Origin of the sequence: Micrococcus sp. NPDC078436 (assembly GCF_040702705.1) — a bacterium.
In the GTDB taxonomy this organism is placed as follows: Bacteria; Actinomycetota; Actinomycetes; order Actinomycetales; family Micrococcaceae; genus Micrococcus.
Map to the genome: position 1 here is coordinate 25,995 of NZ_JBFBLX010000014.1, position 22,658 is coordinate 48,652.

Here is a 22,658-nt window from a genome sequence, read left to right on the forward strand (position 1 = left end):
GCTCGAGCCCGACGCCGGATGGCCCGGCTTCGCAGCGTTGCTCTCCCCGCGCCTGGACCAGGAGGACTGAGCGGCGCACGCGCCGCCGTCGCCCTCCCTCGCGCACATGGACGACGCCGCCCCCACACCGTCATGGAGAAGGTGCGGGGGCGGCGTCGTGAGCGCCCGTCTCGTCAACGAGGACGATGGGGGTCAGGCTCCGGTCACGGGACCGTGACGGTCACGTCGGTCGCAGCGCCGTCGGCCCAGATGACCTGTCCGCGCCACGTGCCGTCGGTGAGGCCGGACCAGGACAGCTCAGCCTCGGTGAGCTCACCGTTGGTGACGGGCACGGGGTTCGGGGTCACGGTGAGGTTGCCCGCGTCCTCGCGCAGCTCGAGCGTGTCCAGGGACGCGTCGTCCGCGCCGCCGTCGGCGGTGGCGTAGAGGTTGGCGATCACGAGGTACTCACCGGCCACCGGGTTGTCGAGGGTGATGGTCTCGCTCGCCGACTCGGTCGCCATCTGCACGACCTTGCCCTCGGGGGTGACCACGGCGAGATCCCAGTCGGCGTCCGAGGCGCCGGCGTTGATGCTGGCCACGAAGGACTTGGCACCCTCGCCCACGGTCACGGTCTTCACCGCGGTGGAGGTGTTCTCGTTGACGGAGATGGACTCGCCCGGGGTCTTGGTCACGGGGGTGGCGTCCACCTTGCCGAGGCCCAGGATCTGCGGGGTCAGCTCACCGGTCATGCCGGGGTTGATCTCCACCGTGGCGGAGCCGGAGGCGCCGGAGCCGGTGACCGACGACGTCGCGGTGGCCGCCAGGGCCTTGAGGGTCACCGGGGAGGTGACCTCCGGGACGGACTTGCCCTTGGCGGTGCTCCAGGTGAAGGAGCCGTGGGTCCACTCGTTCGTCGGGGCGTCCGTGCGGGTGAAGGTCAGGGTGACCTCGGCGGACTGGCCCTTCTTGAGGTCCAGGGACGACGGCGAGGCGGTCACCTCGAAGCCGGGCACCGAGCCGGAGAACTGCCAGCGGCCGTTCTCGAGGGCGGTCACGGTGCGCGTCACGGAGGTGGAGCCCACCACATCGGGGATGGCCACGGAGGGGATGTTGACCTCGCGCCCGGCGATGTCACCCATGATCAGGGCGTCCCACTGGGTGGCGTCGGACTCGTAGACCAGACCCGGGCGGTCGGCGGCCTTCGGGTCCGCGGAGCCGGCACCGGTGGCGAAGTTGTCCTCGTTGACGGAGCCGTCCGCGGTGAACACGTCGCCGGCGGTGGTCATGAGCGCCGACTTGACCGCCATGGGCGACCACTCCGGGTGCTTGCCGATCAGCAGGGACGCCATGCCGGCGAGGTTCGGGGCCGCCATGGACGTGCCGGACATGAGCCCGAACTCGTTGCCCTCGTAGGACGGGTCCAGGGGGGAGACGCCGGCGATCACGTTCACGCCGGGGGCGGCGACGTCGGGCTTGAGGAACTCCTGGTTCACGGCGTTGGACGGGCCGCGCGAGGAGAATCCGGCGATCTGGGGCAGCGGGTCCTCGGGCAGGCCCGTGGTGTCCTGCGGCACGATCGTGGCGGTGAGGCCGCCGGCCTTGACCTTCTCGATGATCGAGGCGTCGTTCGTGTGCACGGTGGGGACCGAGTGGATGTCCGCGTCCAGGGAGCTGGGCGTGACGTTCACGAGGATCATGCCGACGCCGCCGGCCTCGGCGACCACCTGGGACTTCTCGACGCGGGCGTTCTGGCCGCGCTCGCAGAGCACGATCTTGCCGGCGGTCTTGGCCGGGTCCAGGGAGCCGGGCAGGCACAGGCGGGCCTGGTCGGCGGTGGCGCCGGCGGCGGCCACCTGGGACGCGTGCACGACCTCCGCCGGGCCGACGCCGGTGCGGGACGAGGAGGCGCCGCGGACCTTGGTGCCGTCCGAGAACTCCACGGTGCCGGTGAGCTCGTTGGAGAAGGTCTCCGCGGCCACGGTGGTGACCCACGGGGAGGAGTGGTTCACGGTGTTGGCGGTGGGGCCGGAGTTGCCGCCGGAGGCGGAGACGAAGATGCCGGCCTCGGCGGCGGAGCGGAAGGCCATGGCCACCGGGTCCACGACGGAGGTGTTGTTGCCGGAGATCGAGTAGTTGAGCACGTCCACGTTGTTCTCGATGGCCTGCTCGACGGCGGCCACGGAGGCGGAGGTGTAGCAGCCGCCGGTGTCCGGATCGGTGTCCTCCCAGCAGATCTTGTAGGAGATCAGCTTCGCGGCGGGGGCCACGCCGGCGCCCTCGCCGAACGAGTCGCCGTTGATGTCCTGCGCCACGCCGGTGTTGCCCAGGATCGTGGTGGCCACGTGGGTGCCGTGGGAGGCGACACCGAGAGGGGAGATGCGCTCGTTGGGGTCGCGCTCGTCGATCGGGACGAAGCGCTCGAAGTCCTCGGAGAAGGCGTAGGCGCCCAGCAGCTTGCTGTCGCACGAGGAGGCCGGGAAGTCGGGGCCGGTCTCGCACTCGGCGACGGCGGTGGTGCCGTCCGCCTTGAGCATGGCGATCTGGCCGTCCGCGGTGCGGTACGGCTCGCCCACCTTCGGCTTGCCCTTGAGCGGGCCGACCGGCTCGCCGTCGATGAACGGGTTGTCCGGGTGGATGCCGGAGTCGATGACGCCGACCACGACGCCCTTGCCGGCGTTCTTCTCGGAGCCGTACGTGGTCTTCCAGGTGCCGTTGCTGCCGGGAAGGCCGAGGAACTCGGTGGAGGTGTAGTCGGGGGCGACCTGCTCGTCCGGAGTCACAGCGAGGACGCTGCGGTCCTTGCTCAGCTGGAGCGCCTCCTCCGCGGTGAGCTCGGCGACGAACGCGTTCACGGCGCGCTGGAAGGTCATGGCCGGCGCGACGCCGTGGTCCTTCGCGACCTTCTCCTGCTGGCGCTTGAGCTTGGCCTCGTAGTTCTTCACGCGGGGGTGCGACGGATCGAACTTCTCCTTGGGCGCGGCGCCCGGGGCCGGGGCTCCGGCCTCCTCGGCGGTCACCGAGGGCTGGTCCGCGAGGATCACGAAGTAGCGGCCGTCCTCGAACTGCTGGTCCACGCTGAGCTTGCCCTGGGGGCTGGAGGCGGCGGCGCCGGAAGGCGGCTGGACAGCCGAGGCCGGAGCGGCCAGCGCGGGAGCGCCGAGCAGGCTGGCGCCGAGGACGGCGGCGGCGAGACGACGCCGGGCAGGGGTGTGGGAACGGGGCATGGCCTCCGCCTTTCTCATCAAGGACAGGTCCGGGTGCCGCTTCGTCGCTGAGGCGGTGGGAGCGGGGGCAGTCGAGGCCGGAGAGCCTGTGTGACTCGCACCACAGTCGGATGGATGCAATGTAGCTCACAGCGTCCGGTTTGGCCAGACGATCGTCAGCCCTCCCCCCCAGGAGCGACACAGAGGGCCCGCCGGGCGCGGGGCACGGTCCGGCCGGCGGCCGCGTGGACGTCGTCGGGACCGGGAGGGAGGCGCGGCGCGGGAGAATGGATGCGCCATGCTCCAGATCCAGACCGACCCGCCCACTCCTGTCGCCGCGCCGACCGGGGACGCGCGCCCCGCCGTCGTCGTGCTCCCCGCCGAGGAGTGGCGGGCGCGCGCCCGCGCGCACCGGGAGCGGATCTCCGCGCGGACCGCGCCGCTGGTGGCGCTGCACATGCGCGGCGAGAAGCATCCCGTGCAGGACTTCCTGTTCGGCTACTACGCCCACTCCCCCGCGGCGCTGGCGCGCTGGCATCCCGGGGCGGGCATGCTCCTCGCCGACGACGACGCCGGGTCGAACGCCGCCGCTGAGGCCGAGGAGTCCGGCGCCCCGGCCCGAGGGACGTGGAAGCACGTGCGCCGCGTGCGCGCGGGAGAGCCGCTCGCGCCGGGCGGGCCGCCGTCGCCGGCCGCGGGCTGGACCGTGGACGAGACGGCCTTCGCACGCGACCGGGCGACCGGCGTCGCCTTCACGCGCGACCTTCTCGCCCGGACCTCCGCTCGAGCGCCCCGGCTGGGGTGCTTCGGCCTGCACGAGTGGGCCATGGCGTACCGCGCGGACGTGCACGGCGTGCGCCACTCCCAGCTGCCTCTGCGCCTGGGCGCGGCGGGGACGGACGCGGTGGTCGAGTCCCAGAGGATCCGGTGCACGCACTTCGACGCCTTCCGCTTCTTCGCGCCCGAGGCGCGAGGGCTCAACGAGGGCGACGACGGTGCGCTCCCCACGCGGGAGGGCATGCGGGACATGGAGCAGCCGGGATGCCTGCACGCGGGCATGGACCTCTACAAGTGGGCGTACAAGCTCGTGCCGTGGGTGAGCTCGGAGATCGTGGCGGACTGCTTCGACCTCGCGTGGGACATCCGGGCCCTGGACATGCGGGCCTCGCCGTACGACCTCACCGGCGTGACCGACCTGGCCGGCGGCGACTACCCGCCCGTGCGGATCGAGACGCCCGAGGGCCGGGCCGAGTACGCGCGGGCGCAGCGCGGGTTCGCGGAGCGGGGGCAGGCGCTGCGGAGGCGGCTGCTGGAGGCGATGGAGGCGCTGGAGGGGCACGGTGGGTCGGAAGGCCTGGAGGCGTCAGCAGGCATCGGGGTGCCGCAGACGCGCCGTGGCCTGGGAGGATGAGCGGCATGAGTGAGCTGCCCCCGGAACTGCGCGGCGTGCGCGTCGACGACGACGACGCGCCCCGCCGCCCGCGCCCGATCGTGCTGATCGTGACGTGGCTGTGCATCATCGGCCTCGTGATGAGTGTGGCGGCGGGGATCTTCAGCTCGTTCTGAGGGCGCGCCGGAGGCCCGGGAGGGGCGCCTCGATTCCCCCTCACGCCCGCCGGCCGGCCCCGGGGCTGAGGGTCCGCGGACCCGCGGTGGCGGCGCCTCCTCAGGCCGAGGGGAACTCGCACACCCCGTCGTGGCAGACGGCGCCGCCGTCGGACGGCGGGGCCTGGACCCGGGCGGCCTCGTCGCGCAGGACTGCCGCGAAGTGCTCCACGCTCTGGGCCCCGGAGACCGTGGCGGAGTCGTTCACCACGAAGAACGGGACGCCGCGCACGCCGAGGTCCGCGGCACGCTGCTCGTCCGCGCGCACCTCGCGCGCATAGCGGTCGCCCGCGAGGACCTCGTCCACCTCGGCCGCCTCGAGGCCGACGTCCAGGGCGAGCCTCCGGACGACGTCGGCCGAGCCGATCTCCTCCCCCTCGGAGAAGTAGCCGCGGAGGAAGCGCTCCTCCGCCTCGGCGCCGAGCCCGCGGGACGCGGCGAGCTGCAGCACGCGGTGGGCGGTGAACGTGTTCCCCGGCTTCGCGGTGCGCCACTGGAAGTCCAGGCCCACGCTCCGGGCCTGCTCCTCCTCGTGGGAGAGGACCGCGAGCGCCTGGGGCGTGCTCGCGCCGTAGGCCGTGCTCATGACCTCGGGCAGCGTCATGCCGTACGACGCCGGCGCCTGCGGGTTGAGCTCGAAGCTGTGCCACACGATCTCGGCGTCCACGCCGGTCTCCTCGATGGCGAGCTCGAGGCGGCGCTTGCCGATGTAGCAGAACGGGCAGATGACATCCGACCACACGTCGATCTTCATGGGGATCCGACCTCTCTGGGGACGCAGCCGTCGCGGGTCGGCGGCATGTCGTCTCCGGGGCCCAACGCCCCGCCGGGACGGAACATTCCAGGTCAGCGGGGGCAGGAACGGTCGGGCCGATACGGTGACGCCATGATCCTGCACATCACCCTGCCCGAGGACTGGGCCGGGGCCCGCCGCACGGGCCGCTACACGGCGTCCACACGGGGCGCCACCTTCTTCGAGGTCGGCTTCCTGCACGCCTCCGAGGACGCCCGACAGGCAGCCGCGGTGGCGGCGGCGTTCTACGCGGACCGGCCGGACGCGTTCCTCGTCGCCCTGGACGAGGAGGCGCTCGCCGGGTCTGGCTTCGCGGTGCGCCGCGAGCCCGGCGACCCGGCCGACCCCGCCTCCGAGCGCTTTCCGCACGTCCACCCGGGCACGCAGGCCCGGGACCACATCCCCGTGCCGCTGATGACGCCCGTCGCCATGCCCGGCGCTGAGGCCCGCGTCCTCCGGCAGGACACCGCCGAGGCCGCCGCACTGCAGGACGCCGGGTGGACGGTGCGCTCGCGGTCCTGGGGCGCACGCCTGCACCTGGCCGACGACGCCGACCTCGCCCCGTACCGGGACCTGGTGGCCGCGGCGGAGGCGCAGGGGGTCGAGGTGCGGGTGCTGGAGACTGCGGACTCGCTCGCCCTGCGCGCACTCGACGCCGAGGCCGCCCCGCGCTTCCCGCGCACCGACGGCTCGTTCCACACGCCCCTGTCCGACGATCTCGAGGCGCGGCTGGACGGCGAGGACGGGGTCGCCGTCGGGGCGTTCGCGGGCGCGGAGCTGATCGGTGTCACCCTGCTGTTCCGCACGCACGGAGCGGACGGGGACGTCCGGTGGGACGTCGACCGGACGGCGGTGCGGCAGGGGCACGAGGGGCGGGGCCTGGGGAAGGCGGTGAAGGCGGCGTCGATGCTGGCCACGCACGCCCGGGGCGGGCGGATCTGGGGCACGGGCGGCGCCGAGGTGAACGCGGCGTCCCTGCGGATGAACGAGGCGCTCGGGTTCGCGCTCGAGCCGCTGTGGCTGGCCCTCGTGCCGCCGACCCCCGCCCCCACCAACGCCGGTTGAGTTCTCGGGCGTGTTCCGGCCCGGCACCCCCGAGAACTCAACCGATGTTCAAGCAGGGGGGGCGAAAGGGTCAAGCTCCCTTGACGTCCAGCGTCCTTGACTGTCAAGCTTGCTTCACACCGCCGGGGACGGGCCCCGGCCCCGCACGAAGGAGCAGGCCATGACCTCCCCGCACACCCACGACGTCGCCACCCCCGCCACCGAGGCGCCCCGCGCCACCACCGACCCCCGCCGGGACACGCGATCGTTCTGGGGCCGGTCCGCCCGGCTGGGCGGTGGCACGGGCCGGCTCCTCCTCGTGAGCCTGGTGCTGGGCCTGCTCATCGCCCTGCTGATCGGCGCCGCCGCCTACGGCCTGGCCACCCTGCGCGAGCAGCCGGACGCTCGCTACCCCTGGATCATGGGCCTCATCATGGCGGCCACGTCCCTGCCGATCGGCACCGGCGTCGCCTGGTTCTTGTTCGTGGATCGCACGACCGTCCGCGGCGCGATCCGGGACACCGAGGAGACCGTCGAGGGCCGCTGGCTGGAGAAGGCGCAGTCCGGGGCGTTCGGTGACCTGCTCGTGGTGATCGGGCTGGGCACGTTCGTGATCGGCATGACCGGGTGGCAGCCGTCGCCGTCCCTGACGGGTGCCACCCTGATCGTCGTCGCCGCGGCCTCCGCCGCCGTCCGCTACCTCCTGCTGAAGCGGCGGAGCTGAGCCGTGGAGAACTCCCTGCCGGCCGAGCGCGCACGCCTCGGGTGGTCGCAGCAGCGCCTCGCCGACGAGCTCGGCGTCTCGCGCCAGACGGTCATCTCCCTCGAGAAGGGCCGATACGACCCCTCCCTCCCCCTCGCCTTCCGCCTGGCCGCCGTGTTCGGCCGGCGCATCGAGGACCTGTTCACCCCGGATGCGGACTGACCCGCCCGTAGACTGGCGCGACCCCCGACCGGCCCCACCCCAAGAGCACCATGACCGGCCTTCCCCCCGAGCTGCGCGACGCCGACCTCGCCCCGGACGACTCCCCGCGCCACCCCCGGCCGGTGGTCACGATCGTGGCACTGCTGTGCATCGCGGGTCTGATCCTCAGCGTGGCCGCCGCGTTCCTCTCCGCCTTCTGACCCCTCCCTCCGGCCCCGACGACGCCGCGCGGCCGGCTCAGCCGGCGACGTCCCCGTCCACGTAGCGCCAGACGCCGTCCTCGCGGCGGAACCGGCTGTGCTCGGTCAGGCGCACGCGCGCCCCGGAGGCGTCCCGGCCGAGCGCCGTGAACGTCACGGTCCCGACCGTGTCGAAGGGGCCGCCGCCGGTCGTGTCCGTCACCGCCAGGCGGGTGAACGCGGTGGGCGTCTCCCCCGGCCCCGGGGTCAGGTCCGCCGCGGACGGTCGCGTCTCGGCCGCCCAGGTGGCGCGCAGGTAGGCGACCATCGCGGCCGCGGTGCGGGCGGCGTCGTCGTGATCCGTGGCGACCAGGAGGGCGAACGCCGTGTACCGCGAGCGCATGAGGTCCTCGGCCGTGGGCGCGGCGAGGGTCCTGTCCGCGGCGTGGCGCGCGTGCCAGCGGCCGCAGCAGTCGGGGTACGGCAGGCCCCGGCCGCACGGGCAGGGCTCGGCTCCCGGCTGGTCGGCTGTCACCGGCTCAGGCGCGATCGGTGCCGGCCGCGCGTCGTCGCCCGGCGCGGGCGCGCATGCGGCGGACGGCGGACAGCGCGACGCCGCCGAGGGCCAGCACCATGGCCGGGCCCAGCGGGCTGACGGGACGGACACGCCCGGAGTCGGGGGCGACGGCGGCGCGTCGGCCCGCGGCCAGGCGGACGGGACGAGGGGCGGCGGCGCGGTCGTCGCGACGGCGGGGGATGCGGGCCAGGATCATGCGCCCAGGCTAGTCGCCGACGCACGGCCCCGCCCCTCCTGCACAGGCCTCCACAGAACCCTCGCCCTCCCCAGGCGGCCGCCCTCCCCGCGCCCAGCCTCGCCCGCGCGGCCGATCCTGAGCGCATGGACCTCGCACCCCTGCCCGAGGACCCCGGTCTCCGCACCGGCCGCGGCCCGCTGCTGCGAGTGACCGCCCGCACGGACGCGACCACGCGCCGCCGGGTGGCGCGGGCCTGGGATGCCGGGAAGCTGCTGCGCCTCGTGCGCGGCGTCTACTGCCCCGTGGCCGACTGGCTCGGGGCCGCACCCTGGGACCGGTTCACCCTGGCGGCGTCGGCGGTGGTGCTCGCCCGCCCGGACGCGGTGTTCACTGGCGCGACCGCCGCCCACCTCCACGGGCTGCCCCTGATCGAGACGCCCCGGACGCTGCACGTGCGCGCCACGACGCCGCACCACCACGGTCGGTCGACCCTCGTCCGCCAGGCTCTCGCCCCCGGCGCCGCCCCGCTCCCTCCGCCGCCGACCCTCTCCCCCGTGTGGAACCCGGTCTCCGCGCCCGGCCACGAGCCCGTGGAGATCCTGCTGCGGACGGCGGGCGGAGTCCTCCTCGGCACGGCCCGGGCGGAGTCGCTCTCCACCGTGCACCTGCAGCTGGCGGCCGGCCTGCCCCTGCGGGAGAGCGTGGCCCCGCTGGACCGTCTGCTGCGCGACCGGCCCCGGGAGTGCACCGCATGGGCCGCCGCCCACGCCGAGCTCCCCGCCTCCCGGGCGGCCCGCGAGCGGTTCTCCCGGGCCTGCGCATTCGCCGACGGCGCGTCCGAGTCGCCCGGGGAGTCGCTGAGCCGCGTCCTCGTCCATGAGCTGGGGTTCGCCCCTCCCGTGCTGCAGCACCGCGTCCGCACCCCGGGCGCCGCGCACGAGGACCGGGTGGACTTCTGGTGGCCGCAGCTCCGTGTGGGCGGCGAGTTCGACGGGATCACCAAGTACGACGTCGGGCTGCACGCCTCCGAGGCGGACCGACGCCGGGCGATCCGGGCGGAGAAGGAGCGGGAGGTCCGCCTGCACCGGCTGCTGTCCGGTCTCGCCCGCTGGACGTGGGAGGACCTGCGTTCCCCCGCCCGACTGGAGGCCGAGCTGGCGCGCCACGGCGTGCCCCGGCGTCGCGGGTGAGGGGTCGGGGCCGGCGGGTCGGTGCGTGCTCCGACTCAGGACCTCCGGCTGTGCTCAGGACCTCGTCATGAGGACGCGGTCCTGAGCACAGCCGGAGGTCGGGGCGGGGCGGGGCGGGACGGAGATGGAGCGGGCGGGGCAGGACGGCCCCGGACTGGGCCGCGCGCCCCCTCGGTAGACTGGCCGGGCAAGCTCGCGGAGCGTCCGGCGGCCCCGGCGTGAGACGGCACCACCGCTCTCCTCTGGCCGCCCCGGAGCGCCACCCGCACGGCCCCCTCAGACACCAGGAGCGTTGGATGCCCATCATCGTCGTCGACGTCATGCCCAAGCCCGAGATCCTCGACCCGCAGGGCAAGGCCATCAACGGGGCCCTGCCCCGCCTCGGGTTCACCCAGTTCAGCCAGGTCCGCCAGGGCAAGCGCTTCGAGCTCACCGTGGACGGCGAGGTCACGGACGAGATCCTGGCCGCCGCCCGCAAGGCCGCCGAGGAGATGCTCTCCAACCCGGTGATCGAGGACGTCGTGAACGTCGAGCTCGTCGATGAGTCGGGGACCGACGACGAGGCCCACGCCTGATGGCCGCGGACCTCCCCCTCATCGGCGACTACTCGACGCCCGCCACTCCCCTGTCCGGCGCCCGCATCGGCGTCGTCACCTTCCCGGGCACGCTCGACGACGTCGACGCCGCCCGCGCGATCCGCCTCGCCGGCGCGGAGGCCGTGGCCCTGTGGCACGCCGACGCGGACCCGCAGGCCGCGCTGTCCGGCCTGGACGCCGTCGTCGTCCCCGGCGGCTTCTCCTACGGCGACTACCTGCGCGCCGGCGCGATCTCCCGCTTCGCCCCCATGATGGACGCCATCGCGGAGGCGGCCGGCGGCCCGCAGGGCGGCGCGGACGCGCTCCCGGTGCTCGGCATCTGCAACGGCTTCCAGATCCTCACGGAGTCCCACCTGCTGCCGGGCTCGATGATCAAGAACGACCACCTGCACTTCATCTGCCGCGACCAGGAGCTCACGGTCGAGTCCACGGACACCGCGTGGACCCGCGACTTCGCGCCGGGCCAGACCATCACCGTGCCCCTGAAGAACCAGGACGGCCAGTACGTGGCCGACGACGCCACCCTCGACGCCCTCGAGGCCGAGGGCCGCGTGGTGTTCCGCTACAAGGGCTGGAACCCCAACGGCTCGCGCCGCGACATCGCGGGCGTGGCCAACCCGGCGGGCAACGTGGTGGGCCTGATGCCGCACCCGGAGCACGCCGTCGAGGCCGGCTTCGGCCCGGACACCGCGGACGGCGTGCGCGCCGGCACCGACGGCCTGGGCTTCTTCACCTCCGTCCTGACCACCCTCGCGAGCCGGGGAGGCGCCGCATGAGCCAGCAGTTCAACATCGAGACCGTGGAGCACGCCGCGGCGAACCCGGACGTCGCCCAGCCGTGGGCGGAGCTCGGCCTCAAGGAGGACGAGTACGCGCGGATCCGCGAGATCCTGGGCCGCCGCCCCACCGCGGCGGAGCTCGCGATGTACTCCGTGATGTGGTCGGAGCACTGCTCCTACAAGTCCTCGAAGGTGCACCTGCGCCAGTTCGGGGACAAGCTCACCGAGGAGATGAAGAAGAACCTCATGGTGGGGATCGGCGAGAACGCCGGCGTCACCGACCTCGGCGACGGCTGGGCCGTGACCTTCAAGGTGGAGTCGCACAACCACCCCTCCTTCGTGGAGCCCTACCAGGGCGCGGCCACCGGCATCGGCGGCATCGTGCGCGACATCATCTCGATGGGCGCCCGCCCCGTGGCCGTCATGGACCCGCTGCGCTTCGGCGCGATCGACCACCCGGACACCGCCCGCGTGGTGCACGGCGTCGTCTCCGGCATCGGCGGCTACGGCAACTGCCTCGGCCTGCCGAACATCGGCGGCGAGGTCTCCTTCGACGCCTCCTACCAGGGCAACCCGCTCGTGAACGCGCTCGCCGTGGGCGTGCTCAAGCACGAGGACCTGCGCCTGGCGAACGCGTCCGGGGTCGGCAACAAGGTGGTGCTCTTCGGCGCCCGCACCGGTGGCGACGGCATCGGCGGCGCGTCCGTGCTGGCCTCGGAGTCCTTCGACGCCGGCGGCAAGCCCGCCAAGCGCCCCTCCGTCCAGGTGGGCGACCCGTTCGCGGAGAAGGTGCTCATCGAGTGCTGTCTCGAGCTGTTCCACGGCTCCCTCGTGGAGGGCATCCAGGACCTCGGTGCCGCGGGCATCTCCTGCGCCACCTCCGAGCTCGCCTCCAACGGCGAGGGCGGCATGCGCGTCGAGCTGACCGACGTGCTGCTGCGCGACTCCACGCTGACCCCGGGCGAGATCCTCATGTCCGAGTCGCAGGAGCGCATGATGGCCGTCGTGACGCCGGAGAACGTCGCGGCGTTCGAGGCCGTCATGGCCAAGTGGGACGTGGAGTACTCGTGGCTCGGCGAGGTCACCGGCGACGGCCGCCTCGTCATCACGTGGGACGGCGAGGTCATCGTCGACGTCGACCCGCGCACCGTGGCCCATGACGGCCCCGTGTACGAGCGCCCGTACCACCGCCCCTCCTTCCAGGATGCGCTCCAGGCGGACACGTTCCGTGCCTCCGCGGCCGGCCAGGACCTGCCGCAGGACGGCGACGCGCTCAAGGCCGCCGTCGTCGAGCTGATGGCCTCCCCCAACATGGCGGACGTCTCCTGGATCACCCGGCAGTACGACCGGTACGTGCGCGGCAACACCGCGCTCGCCTCCCCCGACGACGCCGGCGTGGTCCGCGTGGACGAAGAGACGGGCATGGGCGTGGCCCTGGCCACGGACTGCAACGACCGCTACGCGTACCTCGACCCGTATGCGGGCGCGCAGCTGTCCCTCGCGGAGGCCTACCGCAACGTGGCCACCGTGGGCGCCGTGCCGCTCGCCGTCACCGACTGCCTCAACTTCGGCTCCCCCGAGGACCCCGAGGTGATGTGGCAGTTCGCCGAGGCCGTCCGCGGCCTCGCCGATGCGTGCCAGGTGCTCGGCGTGCCCGTCACCGGCGGCAACGTCTCGCTCTACAACCAGACCGGCGGCGTCGCCATCCATCCCACCCCCACCGTGGGCGTGCTGGGCCAGCTCGACGACGTCGCGCGCCGCACGCCCTCGGGCTTCGGCCGGGACGCGGACGGGCAGGCGGTCTACCTGCTCGGCGTCACCCGCGATGAGCTGGACGGCTCCGAGTTCGCGAACCTGCGCGGCCACCTGGGCGGCACGCCCCCGGAGGTGGACCTCGAGCAGGAGCGCCTGCTCGGCGAGCTGCTGGTCAACGCCTCGCGCGACGGCATGATCGACGCCGCGCACGACGTCTCCAAGGGCGGCCTCGCGGCGACCCTGGCGGACATGGTGCTGCGCTTCGGCGTCGGCGCGCGGATCGTGCTGGACGAGGTCCACCGCCGCGACGGCGTGGACCTGTTCACCGCGCTGTTCTCCGAGACGCAGGGCCGCGCCGTCGTGTCCGTGCCGCGCACCGAGGAGGTCCGCTTCAATGACATGACCACCGCGCGCGGCTACACCGTGACCCGGATCGGCGTGGTGGACGTGGAGTCCGGCGCCCTCGAGGTGCAGGGCGGGTTCGAGCTGCCGATCGCCGAGCTGCGCGAGGCCTGGGAGGCCACCCTGCCGAAGCACTTCGGCTGAGCGGGCGCCCCACGCCTGTGACGAGCCCTGCGTCGTCGCTGTCATCCGCCCCGGATGGCAGCGACGACGCAGGGCTCGTCGCGTGAGGGGCTGAGCGAGGGGCGGCGCGGGGGACGCAGGATGGGGTGGGCAGGGGCCGAGATCCACCCTGGGGCGGATGTGCCCCCCGGCCCATCCCCGTAGGTTCATGGGGTGACCGATGCGAGCGTGCGCCTGCGGGCCGATCCGATCTGTGGGCTGACCCACGCCGAGGTGGCCGAGCGGGAGGCGGCCGGTCTCACGAACGCGCAGCCGCGGGACACCTCCCGCAGCCTCGCCACCATCCTGCGCGTGCACGTGCTCACGCTGTTCAACCTGGCCATCGGCCTGTGCGCGCTCGTGGTGGTCCTGCTGGGCCGCTGGTTCGACCTCATCTTCAGCCTCGCGGCCGTGGCCAACGTGGTCATCGGCGTGGTGCAGGAGTACTCCGCCAAGCGCACCCTGGACCGGATCGCCCTGCTGAACCAGGACGACGCCCTCGTCGTCCGCGACGGGGAGCGCGTCCCCGTGCGGATCGTCCAGATCGTGCTCGACGACGTCGTGGTGCTGCGCCGCGGCGACCAGGTGCCCGTGGACGCCGAGGTGCTCGCCTCGGAGGGCCTGGACCTCGACGAGGCCCTCCTCACCGGGGAGAACGACCCCGTCCCCAAGCGCCCCGGCGACGCCGTGCTCTCCGGCTCCTCCGTGGTCGCGGGCACCGGGCTGGTCCGCGCGACCGCCGTGGGCGCCGACTCGCACGCCGCCCGCCTCGGCGCCGAGGCCAGGAAGTATCGGGCGATCCACTCGGAGCTGCGCGAGGGCCTCGAGAAGGTGGCCCGCTGGCTCACGATCGCCCTGGTGCCGATCATCGCCGTGATCGTGAACGGCCAGGTCACCGCGGCCGGCGGCTGGGGACGCGCGCTCTCCGCCCCGCGCGAGGAGACGCTCGAGCCCGCGCTGATCGCGTCCGTGGCCGCCGTGACCAGCATGATCCCGCAGGGCCTGGCGCTCATGACCACCATCTCGTTCGCCGTGGCCGCCCTGAAGCTGGCCCGGCGCGAGGTCCTCATCCAGGAGCAGCCCGCCGTGGAGGTCCTGGCCCGCGTGGACACCGTGTGCCTGGACAAGACCGGCACGCTCACGGAGGGCGGCGTGAGCTTCCACGGCGCCAGCCCGCCGCACGCCGGGGACGCCGGTGCCGCGCCTGGCATCAGGGCTGAGATCTCCCCGGCCACCCGGGCGGCGCTGGCCTGGTTCGGTGCGGACCCGGACGCCAACCCGACGGCGGCCGCCCTCCGAGAGCCGTTCGCCGCCGCGCCCGTGCCCATCCCGATCGCCGCGGTCCCGTTCTCCAGTGCCCGGCGCTGGTCCGCCGTCGTCTTCGGTCCAGACGCCGACGCCCACGCCCCAGGCCTCGCCGGGACGTGGCTGCTGGGCGCCCCCGAGGCGCTGCTGGACGCCGCGCACCTGGGCCCGGAGCGCACCGACGCCGTCGGGGCGGGCTGCGCGCACAGCGCGGACCGCGGGCTGCGCACCATGCTGCTGTGCCGCGCGGACGCCGCACCCGTCGGCGAGGAGCTCCCCGCGGGCCGGGATCCGGCCGCCGTGCTCACGTTCCAGGAGAACGTGCGCCCGGACGCCGCGCAGACCCTGGGGTACTTCCGGGATCAGGGGGTGCGGATCGCCGTGATCTCGGGGGACAGTCCCCGCACGGTGGCCGCCGTCGCCCGCACCGTGGGTGTGGACGTGCCCGGCGACGCCGTGGACGGGCGCACCCTGCCCTCGGATCCGGAGGAGCTCGCGGAGGTCATGCAGGCCCACAGCGTGTTCGGCCGCGTCGCCCCGGAGCAGAAGCGGGCCATGGTCGCGGCCCTGCAGAGCCGCGGCCACGTGGTGGCCATGACGGGCGACGGCGTCAACGACGCCCTCGCGCTGAAGACCGCCGACCTCGGGATCGCGATGGGCAACGCCGCATCCGCCACCAAGGCCGTCTCCCGGATGGTGCTGCTCGACGGGCGCTTCGACCGCCTGCCGGCTGTGCTCGCGGAGGGGCGCCAGGTGATCGCCAACATGGAGCGCCTGGCGCACATCTACCTCACGAAGACCACGTATGCGCTGCTGCTCGGCGTGGTGTTCTCCCTCCTGGCCTGGCCGTTCCCGCTGCTGCCCCGGCAGGCCTCCACGGTGGACCTCATCATGATCGGCGCGCCCACGTTCTTCCTCGCGCTGCTGCCCAACGCCCGGCGCTACGTGCCGGGGTTCCTCGGGCGTGCGCTGCGGTTCGCCCTGCCCAGCGGCGCGGTGATCCTCGCGGCCATGCTGGCCCTGGGCTGGTACGTGCGGAACCGGGCCGCGGGCGAGGTGGGCACGGCGCAGCTGCAGACCGCCGCCATGATCACCCTGACGCTCGCGGGCCTCTGGGTCCTCAGCACCATGGCGCGGCCGCTCACCCGCGGCACGGCGGTGCTGATCGCCGCGATGTACGCGGTGCTCGCCCTCGTGGTGCTCGTGCCGGCCTCCCGCTGGTACCACGTCCTCGAGGTCCCTGCCCCGGACGTGCTCACCGCGTCCCTGGTGATCGCCGGGCTCGCGTGCGCAGGCATCGAGGCGATCCACCGGGTGCACCGGCGTCATGGGGAGCGCACGGTGCCCCTGAGACGTTGACGCTGTGCCCTCGGCGGGGCGAGAGTAGGGCGTGATTCCACTGTGGAACGGCACCTCCTCCGGGTGGGCCCTCCGCAGCGGGGCAGATCTGACCGTCAGACACAGAAGGAGAACACCATGCGTTGGCTCACTCTCGGCCTCGGTGCCGCCCTCGGCTACTTCCTCGCCTCCGGCGAGGGCCGCCAGAACCTCGACAAGATGTCCCAGAACGCGCAGAAGCTCTGGAACGACCCCAAGACCCAGGAGAAGGTGGGACACGTGCAGGAGACCGCTCAGCAGAAGTTCGCCGAGGTGAAGAACTCGGACAAGGTCCAGGACCTCGCCGCCAAGGTCGGCGCGGGTGAGAAGGACGCGCTCAAGGGCGATGACCGCGCGAGCCGCTCGGAGGACTCCTTCGCCGACCAGCGCGTGACCGAGTCCAACAACGACAACGTGCAGGCGGCCAACGCGACCGGCGCCGATCCGGACTTCATCTCGGATCCCTCCACCCCGCTCGGCGACGAGGGCCCCACGGCCCGCTGACCCGCGCACCCCGGACCGACGACGCGGCCCGCCTCCCCCTCCGGGGCGGCGGGCCGCGTCGCGTCCGTCGAGGGTCAGGTCGCGGGTGCCGCGGCGGGCTCGGCGATCGCATCCTCGGCCGGCGCTTCGATGGGCGGCACGGCGTTCCACTCGGAGAACGTGGTGACGGCCCCGGTGCCCGCGGACTCGGTCTCCACGGTCAGCAGCTCGCCGTCGTCCTGGGCCACGGTGAAGGCCCGCAGCGCGACGCCGCCGCCCTCCCCGCTCGCCGGCACGTCGAGCACGTAGCGCACGGCGTCCTGGCCGCTGCGGCGCAGGGTGTCCGCGTCCGCCTCCTTGCCGTCCAGGCCGTCGCCGGCGGGCAGCGCCGCCAGCAGCGAGTCCACCATGGCCCCCATGCCCTGTGCGGACGGGTCGCCCGTGGCCTCGGCCGCGGTCCACTTCTCGGCGTACTCGGGGTCCTCCCCGGCCACGCCGCCGCGCTCCTCGAGCGTGAAGCGGGAGAAGGTGCGCCCGTCCACGGTGCGGCTCTCGTCGCGCGTGGTGTACGCGCCGTCGCGGAACTCGCTCACGTAGCGGAAGTCCTCTCCCGACGTCGGCCCGGAGATGTCCGTGGAGTCCGGCACGGTGGCGCCGGCGGACGTCTGCGCGCCGGCGCGCAGCTCGGTGACCATGCGGACCGAGTCGGCCTGCTCGAGCTGGGTGCGGGCCTTCGCCCACGCCTCGGGGGCGTCGCCGCCGTCAGCCCCGCACCCCGAGAGCAGCAGGGCCGCCCCCGTCCCCAGGACGGCCAGCGGGAGGGCCCGGCGCGCGCCGCGCCGCTTCATCAGGTCGCCACGCATCACTCGGACACCTCCTCCGGCACCTCGGCCGGGTCGATCGCGTTCCAGTCGCTGAGCTCGTACTGCTGGATGGCGTTCGCGGCCTCCACCTGCAGGCCCACGAGGGAGCCGTCCTCATCCACCGTGAAGGAGCGCACGCGGACGGGCTCGCCCTCGCCCGCGGCGGCCTGGGCCGCGCCCGCGACGTCGGCCGGCACCGCGTACCGCTGGGCGTGGCCGTCCTGGAGCTCGACCTCCTCCGGCTCCACGTCCGCACCCTCGAGGGCGTCCGCGGCGGGGAGGGCGATCCGGTCCAGCTCGGTGCGCAGCGGGTTCGCCTGGGCCTGCGCCTGGTCCGCGGGGAGGCGCTTCCACCCGTCGTCGCCGTACGCGGCGCGCACCTGCGCGGGGACGTCCTGGCCCTCCGTGCTGACGCGCGCGTAGACGTCCTCGCCCACGGTGCGGGTGTCCACGACCATGCGGGAGTCCTCCCCCACGCCCATGGTGGCGGTCGAGGTGGCGTTGCCGCCGTCGAGCGTGCCGGCGATGTCCCACGTGACCACGCTGGGGCCCTGGCGTCCCGTGGTGTACGCGGTGGAGAGGCGGACCGACTCCGCCTCGTCGAGCTGGGTGCGGGCCTGCTTCCAGGCCTCACCCGCGGGCTGGGGATCCGACGCGCACCCGGCGAGGGCCAGGGCGCCGATGAGCCCCAGTCCCGCCGCGTGGACGGCACGTCTGCGCTGCATGTTCTCCTCCTCGGTGCGGCCGCGGGGTGGGCCCGCGGTCCTCGCGCCTCACCTTACCGACGACGGCGCAGCGCGAAGGACGCCCCGTGGTGGCCCTCCGGGAGGTGGTCGCCACGACCGAAGAGCTTGTGGCGCAGCGTGCCGTCCGTGTACGCGGTCTTGTAGCGGCCCAGACGCTGGAGCTCGGGCACCACGTGCTCCACGACGTCCTCGAACGTCCCGGGGGTGATGTGATAGGCCAGGTTGAAGCCGTCCACGTCCGTCTCGTCGGCCCACTCGGCCAGCTGCCGGGCCGCCGATGCGCCGCCGCCCACGATCACCGGGCCGAAGCCGCCGATGCCCACCCACTCGGCGAGCTTGCGCACGGTCCACTCCTCGTCCGTGCCGGAGGCCTTCTGGAAGGTCTCCACGGTGGACTGGATGGCGTTCGACTTCACGTCCCCGATCGACTCGTCCAGGTCGTACTGGGACAGGTCGATGCCCATCCAGCCGGACATGAGCACGAGGCCGCCCAGCGGGTCCACGTACTGGGCGAGGTCGTCGTACTTGGCGCGGGCGTCGTCGTCGGTGGCGCCGGTGACCACGGTCTGCATGGCGAAGACCTTGACGTCGTAGGGGTCGCGGCCGACCTCGACGAGGGCCTGGCGGATCTTCGCGGTGGTGGCCTTGGCCAGCTCCTTCGTGGGGGAGTTGATGAAGACCGCCTCGGCGTGCTTGCCCGCGAAGGCGCGGCCGCGCGTCGAGGCGCCGGCCTGGTAGACCACGGGGGTGCGCTGCGCGGAGGGCTCGGTCACGGCATGGCCGGGCACCTTGAACCACTTCCCCTCGTGGGCGATGTCGTGGACCTTCGCCGGGTCCGCGAAGACGCCGGTCTCCTTGTCGTAGACCACCGCGTCGTCCTCCCACGAGCCCTCGAGGAGCTTGTAGACGACGTCGAGGTACTCGTCCGCGTGCTCGTAGCGCTCGTCGTGCTCCATCTGGTCGTCCTGGCCCATGTTCTGGGCCGCCGAGGGCAGGTAGCCGGTGACGACGTTCCAGCCCACGCGGCCACCCGTGAGGTGGTCGAGCGTGGCGAGGCGGCGGGCGAACGGGTACGGGTGCTCGTAGGCGGTGCCGGCGGTGACGCCGAAGCCGAGGTGCTCGGTGACGGCGGCCATGGCCGAGACCAGCAGGAACGGGTCGTTGACCGGGGTCTGCGCACCAGTGCGGATGGCGGCCTCGGAGGTGCCCCCGTAGACGGAGTAGGGGCCGAGCACGTCCGCGATGAACAGGCCGTCGAAGAGACCCTGCTCAAGGGTCTTGGCCAGGTGCGTCCAGTAGCCCAGCGTGTTGTAGTCGCGGGCATGGTCGTCCGGATGGCGCCACAGGCCCGGCGACTGGTGGGCCACGCAGTTCATGTCGAAGGCGTTGAAGAGCAGCTCGCGGCCGCGGCCCGGGGCCGGGGGGGCGGCGGGGACGGCGGGCTGGGCGGTGTTCTCGGTGGTCATGGCAGGAGGTCCTTCGGGAGTGGAGGGCAGAAGAGGTCGGACGCTCAGTCCAGCCCCGGCCGATGCGGGGGGCAATTCGGGGTGGCGGCGAGGCGCGCGGAACGTCACCTTCGCCGCGCCCTGCAGGGAGGGCCGCGCGGCCGCCGGCGTGTGACCCGGGGTTGCGGGGTGCCCGACGGGTCAGTCCTCGGAGACGGGGGTGAGCACGCCGGCGACCAGGGGATCGTCGGTGGTCTCGAGGTACTCCTTGAACTTCGGGTCGCTGAAGACCTCCTGCAGCTTCTTGGTCTCCGGCGACTCCACGGCGTCGGTGGCGACGATCAGGCGGGAGGCGAAGCTCCGGGGCGGGTCCGGGAAGAGGATCCCCTTGTCCCGGCTCACCTTGCCGGCGTCGAACAGGTTCGTGTATCCGACGGCGACGTCCACCGAGTCCAGGGTCCGCGGCATGGACAGCAGGTCGATCTCCTGGAAGTCGAAGCCGCGGGGGTTCGCGGTGACGTCCTTGAGGCGGGCAGTGCGCGGCTCGATCGACGGGTCCAGCTCGATCAGGCCCTCACGCTGGAGCAGCCACAACGCCTGCCCCTGGTTCGCGAGGTCCGTGGGCACGGCCACCACGGCCCCGGCGGGGACGCCGTCCAGGGAGTCGTAGCGGGAGGAGTACAGGCCGAACGCCCACTGGTACAGCTCCGTGGTGGGCGTCAGGTCGAACCCGTTCCCGTCCGCCACCTGTTTCATGTACCACTGGTGCTCGAAGATGGTGGCGTCCACCTCACCCGTGGCCACCGCGCGGTTCGCCTGGACCGAGTCCGCGATCCCGACCGGCTCGATGGTGACACCGTGCTGCGGCGCGATCTCCGCCGCCACGTACTCGAGGATGCGCTCCTCGCCTGCCATGGCGGGCTCGTAGTGGACCCGCAGGGGCCGGTCGACGGCCGCCGCCGATCCGCCGGCGGCCACCGCCGGATGGGCCGCACCCCGCATCAGGATGACCCCCAGAGCCAGGGCGACGATCGCGGCGACGGCGGCCACGGTCCAGGGGAGGCGGTCGGTGCGCCGCCGCAGGGTGAACCCGTGGTCGTGGCCGGTGGTGGACGGAGTGGAACGCGGCAAGGGGTGCCTCCTGATGAGGTCGAGCGGGCGAGGGGAAGGGCGAGGATGAGAACGTGGGCGTCCCGGCGAGGACGCCCGGCCGTGATCGGTCACGGGCGTTCCAGGGACCGGGCGAGGCGGTCGCCGGCGAACTGGACCAGCTGCACGCTGACGATCAGCACGACGATGGTCGCCGCCATGACGGTCATGTCGAACCGCTGGTAGCCGTAGGTGACGGCCAGATAGCCGATGCCGCCGGCACCGATGGTCCCCGCGATGGCCGAGTACTCGAGCATCGAGATCGTGTTGAGGGTGAGGGCCGAGACGAGGCCCGGCACCGCCTCCCGCAGCTGGGTCTGCAGGATGATCTGGACCGGCGAGCTGCCGGTGACGAGGCCGACGGCGAGGTTCTCCCGAGGGAGGTCGTTCAGAGTGTTCTGGACGAGCCGGGCGAAGAAGGGGACGCCGGCGATGACCATGGGCACCACGGCGGCACGGATGCCCAGGGTGGTCCCCGTGATCCATGCGGTGAAGGGGATGATCGCGGCCATCAGGACGAGGAAGGGGAGCGAGCGCCCCATGTTGGCGACCCAGCTGAGGACGCCGTGCCAGCGGGGATGGGGGAAGAGCCCACGGGAGGACGTGTTGTACAGCAGCACGCCTCCGATCCCGCCGAAGGCCACGACGAAGACCATGACGATCCCGACCATCGCCCAGGTCTCGCCGTAGGCCGGGAGCAGGAGCGCAGGGATCTCGCTCCACGGGGTGTCGAAGGTGAGCGGCTCGGAGGCGGCGGCGGCGAGCGCGATCATGCCGCGACCCCCGCGACCTCACGCGTCAGGTCGGCGTCGGCCGGACGCCCGCGCACGGGCACGTCGGCACCGCCCTCCACGATCACCCGGAGCCCGGCGGCGTCCAGAACCGCGACGGCGGCGGCGACCTGCCGCTGATCGTCGGTGTCGAGCCCGATCACCAGCCGGCCGAGCGGACGGGTGCCGTGGTCCTCGAGGGTGCCGCCCAGCAGGCTCACCCCCGCGGACACGGCGCGGGCGAGGTCGCCGAACCAAGCGGGGTCGACGGGGACGGAGCCCAGGGAGACGCGCAGGACGGTGCGCACACCGGGCACCCGCTCCACCGGGTGGACGGGCAGGAGCTGGCCGGCCGCCGGAGAGTCCCCGCGTCCGATCAGGTCGGCGACCCGTCCGTGCTCCGCGATCCGCCCGTGGTCCAGGAAGGCCACCTCGTCGGCCGCGGCCCGGACGGCCTCCATCTCGTGGGTGATGAGGACGATCGAGACTCCGAGGTCGGCGCGCAGCTCGGTGAGGAGGCGGAGGATCTGATGGGTCGAGCGCGGATCGAGACCTGAGGTGGACTCGTCCGAGAGGAGGATGCGAGGTCGAAGAGCGAGCGCCCGGGCGATGCCGACCCGCTGCGCCTGACCACCCGAGAGCTGGCCGGGGTAGGCGTCCGCCTTGTGCAGCAGATCCACCCGTTCCAGGAGCTCCGCCACCCGCGCCTCCATCTCCCCGTGCTCCACTCCGAGGTTGCGCAGCGGCAGTGCGACGTTCTCAGCGACGGTGATCCGGCGCAGCAGCGCCGAGTGCTGGAAGATCGTCCCGATCGAGCGGCGGCTGTCCCGCAGCGCACGCCCGGAGAGCTCGGACAGGTTGCGCCCGTCCACGAGGATCTGCCCGGAGGAGGGCGTCTCCAGGAGGGAGATGCAGCGGGACAGGGTGGACTTGCCGGCCCCCGACGGACCGACCACGGCGGTGATGGATCCGTCCGGCACCGTCAGGTCGATGCCCTTCAGCACCTCGACCGGTCGCCCGGTCTTCAACTCGTATCTCTTGTGCAGATCGACGATCTCCAGCACGGCGTCTCCTTCATCGGGTCGCGACCGGCGCACGGGTTCTCGCGTCGGGCCGCCGCACGGCGAGGCCCGGGAAGCGTGGACGCGTCC

At 73.4% G+C, this 22,658-nt stretch carries 22 protein-coding genes; 12 read left to right on the forward strand and 10 right to left on the reverse strand.

Annotation, left to right across the window (positions count from 1 at the left end; genetic code table 11):
- Window positions 1-203: 203 nt before the first annotated feature.
- The gene (locus tag AB0302_RS08725; RefSeq protein WP_366371416.1) at window positions 204-3,206 is read right to left on the reverse strand and encodes a S8 family serine peptidase; all 3,003 of its coding nucleotides are present in this window, start codon (window positions 3,204-3,206) and stop codon (window positions 204-206) included.
- 277 nt (window positions 3,207-3,483) lie between these two features.
- Here AB0302_RS08725 and AB0302_RS08730 point away from each other — a divergent pair, with 277 nt between their 5' ends.
- On the forward strand, window positions 3,484-4,596 hold the full coding sequence (locus AB0302_RS08730) for a 3-methyladenine DNA glycosylase (protein ID WP_366371418.1): 1,113 nt from the start codon (window positions 3,484-3,486) through the stop codon (window positions 4,594-4,596).
- Between the two features lie 5 nt (window positions 4,597-4,601).
- Window positions 4,602-4,751 (forward strand): hypothetical protein, encoded by a 150-nt coding sequence (locus tag AB0302_RS08735; protein WP_366371420.1) that lies wholly within the window; start codon window positions 4,602-4,604, stop codon window positions 4,749-4,751.
- A gap of 100 nt (window positions 4,752-4,851) precedes the next feature.
- On the opposite strand, the gene AB0302_RS08740 is transcribed toward AB0302_RS08735, so the two are convergent.
- Window positions 4,852-5,544 (reverse strand): DsbA family oxidoreductase, encoded by a 693-nt coding sequence (locus tag AB0302_RS08740; protein ID WP_366371422.1) that lies wholly within the window; start codon window positions 5,542-5,544, stop codon window positions 4,852-4,854.
- Between the two features lie 132 nt (window positions 5,545-5,676).
- Here AB0302_RS08740 and AB0302_RS08745 point away from each other — a divergent pair, with 132 nt between their 5' ends.
- The 4 genes from AB0302_RS08745 (at window position 5,677) to AB0302_RS08760 (ending at window position 7,752) form a co-directional block, all read left to right on the forward strand.
- Entirely contained in the window at window positions 5,677-6,648 is a 972-nt protein-coding gene (locus tag AB0302_RS08745; RefSeq protein ID WP_366371424.1) for a DUF952 domain-containing protein, read from the forward strand.
- A gap of 160 nt (window positions 6,649-6,808) precedes the next feature.
- Window positions 6,809-7,351, forward strand: a complete 543-nt coding sequence (locus tag AB0302_RS08750; RefSeq protein WP_366371426.1) for a hypothetical protein — start codon at window positions 6,809-6,811, stop codon at window positions 7,349-7,351.
- 3 nt (window positions 7,352-7,354) lie between these two features.
- On the forward strand, window positions 7,355-7,552 hold the full coding sequence (locus AB0302_RS08755) for a helix-turn-helix transcriptional regulator (RefSeq protein WP_248116508.1): 198 nt from the start codon (window positions 7,355-7,357) through the stop codon (window positions 7,550-7,552).
- A 50-nt stretch (window positions 7,553-7,602) separates the two neighbouring features.
- On the forward strand, window positions 7,603-7,752 hold the full coding sequence (locus AB0302_RS08760) for a hypothetical protein (RefSeq protein ID WP_298986503.1): 150 nt from the start codon (window positions 7,603-7,605) through the stop codon (window positions 7,750-7,752).
- A gap of 37 nt (window positions 7,753-7,789) precedes the next feature.
- Here the strand turns inward: AB0302_RS08760 and AB0302_RS08765 are convergent, their stop codons facing one another.
- Window positions 7,790-8,266 (reverse strand): YchJ family metal-binding protein, encoded by a 477-nt coding sequence (locus tag AB0302_RS08765; protein ID WP_366371429.1) that lies wholly within the window; start codon window positions 8,264-8,266, stop codon window positions 7,790-7,792.
- Between the two features lie 4 nt (window positions 8,267-8,270).
- Complete coding sequence (locus tag AB0302_RS08770) at window positions 8,271-8,504, reverse strand: hypothetical protein (protein ID WP_248116502.1); 234 nt, start codon at window positions 8,502-8,504, stop codon at window positions 8,271-8,273.
- A 125-nt stretch (window positions 8,505-8,629) separates the two neighbouring features.
- Between AB0302_RS08770 and AB0302_RS08775 the strand changes: the two genes are divergently transcribed.
- From AB0302_RS08775 to AB0302_RS08800, 6 genes are all read left to right on the forward strand, one after another.
- On the forward strand, window positions 8,630-9,676 hold the full coding sequence (locus AB0302_RS08775; protein WP_366371431.1) for a hypothetical protein: 1,047 nt from the start codon (window positions 8,630-8,632) through the stop codon (window positions 9,674-9,676).
- Between the two features lie 296 nt (window positions 9,677-9,972).
- Window positions 9,973-10,251, forward strand: coding sequence for a phosphoribosylformylglycinamidine synthase subunit PurS (purS, locus tag AB0302_RS08780; RefSeq protein ID WP_366371433.1), 279 nt, complete (start codon window positions 9,973-9,975; stop codon window positions 10,249-10,251).
- Window positions 10,251-11,048, forward strand: coding sequence for a phosphoribosylformylglycinamidine synthase subunit PurQ (gene purQ / locus AB0302_RS08785; RefSeq protein ID WP_248116496.1), 798 nt, complete (start codon window positions 10,251-10,253; stop codon window positions 11,046-11,048). The genes purS and purQ overlap by 1 nt, the downstream gene beginning before the upstream one ends.
- On the forward strand, window positions 11,045-13,351 hold the full coding sequence (purL, locus tag AB0302_RS08790) for a phosphoribosylformylglycinamidine synthase subunit PurL (protein WP_366371436.1): 2,307 nt from the start codon (window positions 11,045-11,047) through the stop codon (window positions 13,349-13,351). The genes purQ and purL overlap by 4 nt, the downstream gene beginning before the upstream one ends.
- Window positions 13,352-13,543: 192 nt before the next feature.
- On the forward strand, window positions 13,544-16,033 hold the full coding sequence (locus AB0302_RS08795; protein WP_366371438.1) for an HAD-IC family P-type ATPase: 2,490 nt from the start codon (window positions 13,544-13,546) through the stop codon (window positions 16,031-16,033).
- Between the two features lie 117 nt (window positions 16,034-16,150).
- Window positions 16,151-16,555: a YtxH domain-containing protein gene (locus tag AB0302_RS08800; protein WP_248116492.1), complete on the forward strand. Its 405-nt coding sequence runs from the start codon at window positions 16,151-16,153 to the stop codon at window positions 16,553-16,555.
- A gap of 74 nt (window positions 16,556-16,629) precedes the next feature.
- On the opposite strand, the gene AB0302_RS08805 is transcribed toward AB0302_RS08800, so the two are convergent.
- The 6 genes from AB0302_RS08805 to AB0302_RS08830 form a co-directional block, all read right to left on the reverse strand.
- Window positions 16,630-17,397, reverse strand: coding sequence for a hypothetical protein (locus AB0302_RS08805; protein WP_366371440.1), 768 nt, complete (start codon window positions 17,395-17,397; stop codon window positions 16,630-16,632).
- A complete protein-coding gene (locus AB0302_RS08810) occupies window positions 17,397-18,122 on the reverse strand; it encodes a Tat (twin-arginine translocation) pathway signal sequence (RefSeq protein WP_366371442.1) in 726 nt (241 codons plus the stop codon). Before AB0302_RS08810 ends, AB0302_RS08805 begins: the two co-directional genes overlap by 1 nt.
- A 53-nt stretch (window positions 18,123-18,175) precedes the next feature.
- Window positions 18,176-19,609: an LLM class flavin-dependent oxidoreductase gene (locus AB0302_RS08815; protein WP_366371444.1), complete on the reverse strand. Its 1,434-nt coding sequence runs from the start codon at window positions 19,607-19,609 to the stop codon at window positions 18,176-18,178.
- A 180-nt stretch (window positions 19,610-19,789) separates the two neighbouring features.
- The gene (locus tag AB0302_RS08820; protein WP_319075469.1) at window positions 19,790-20,719 is read right to left on the reverse strand and encodes a MetQ/NlpA family ABC transporter substrate-binding protein; all 930 of its coding nucleotides are present in this window, start codon (window positions 20,717-20,719) and stop codon (window positions 19,790-19,792) included.
- 89 nt (window positions 20,720-20,808) lie between these two features.
- The gene (locus AB0302_RS08825; protein ID WP_135030714.1) at window positions 20,809-21,510 is read right to left on the reverse strand and encodes a methionine ABC transporter permease; all 702 of its coding nucleotides are present in this window, start codon (window positions 21,508-21,510) and stop codon (window positions 20,809-20,811) included.
- On the reverse strand, window positions 21,507-22,571 hold the full coding sequence (locus AB0302_RS08830; RefSeq protein ID WP_366371447.1) for a methionine ABC transporter ATP-binding protein: 1,065 nt from the start codon (window positions 22,569-22,571) through the stop codon (window positions 21,507-21,509). Before AB0302_RS08830 ends, AB0302_RS08825 begins: the two co-directional genes overlap by 4 nt.
- Window positions 22,572-22,658 lie beyond the last annotated feature (87 nt).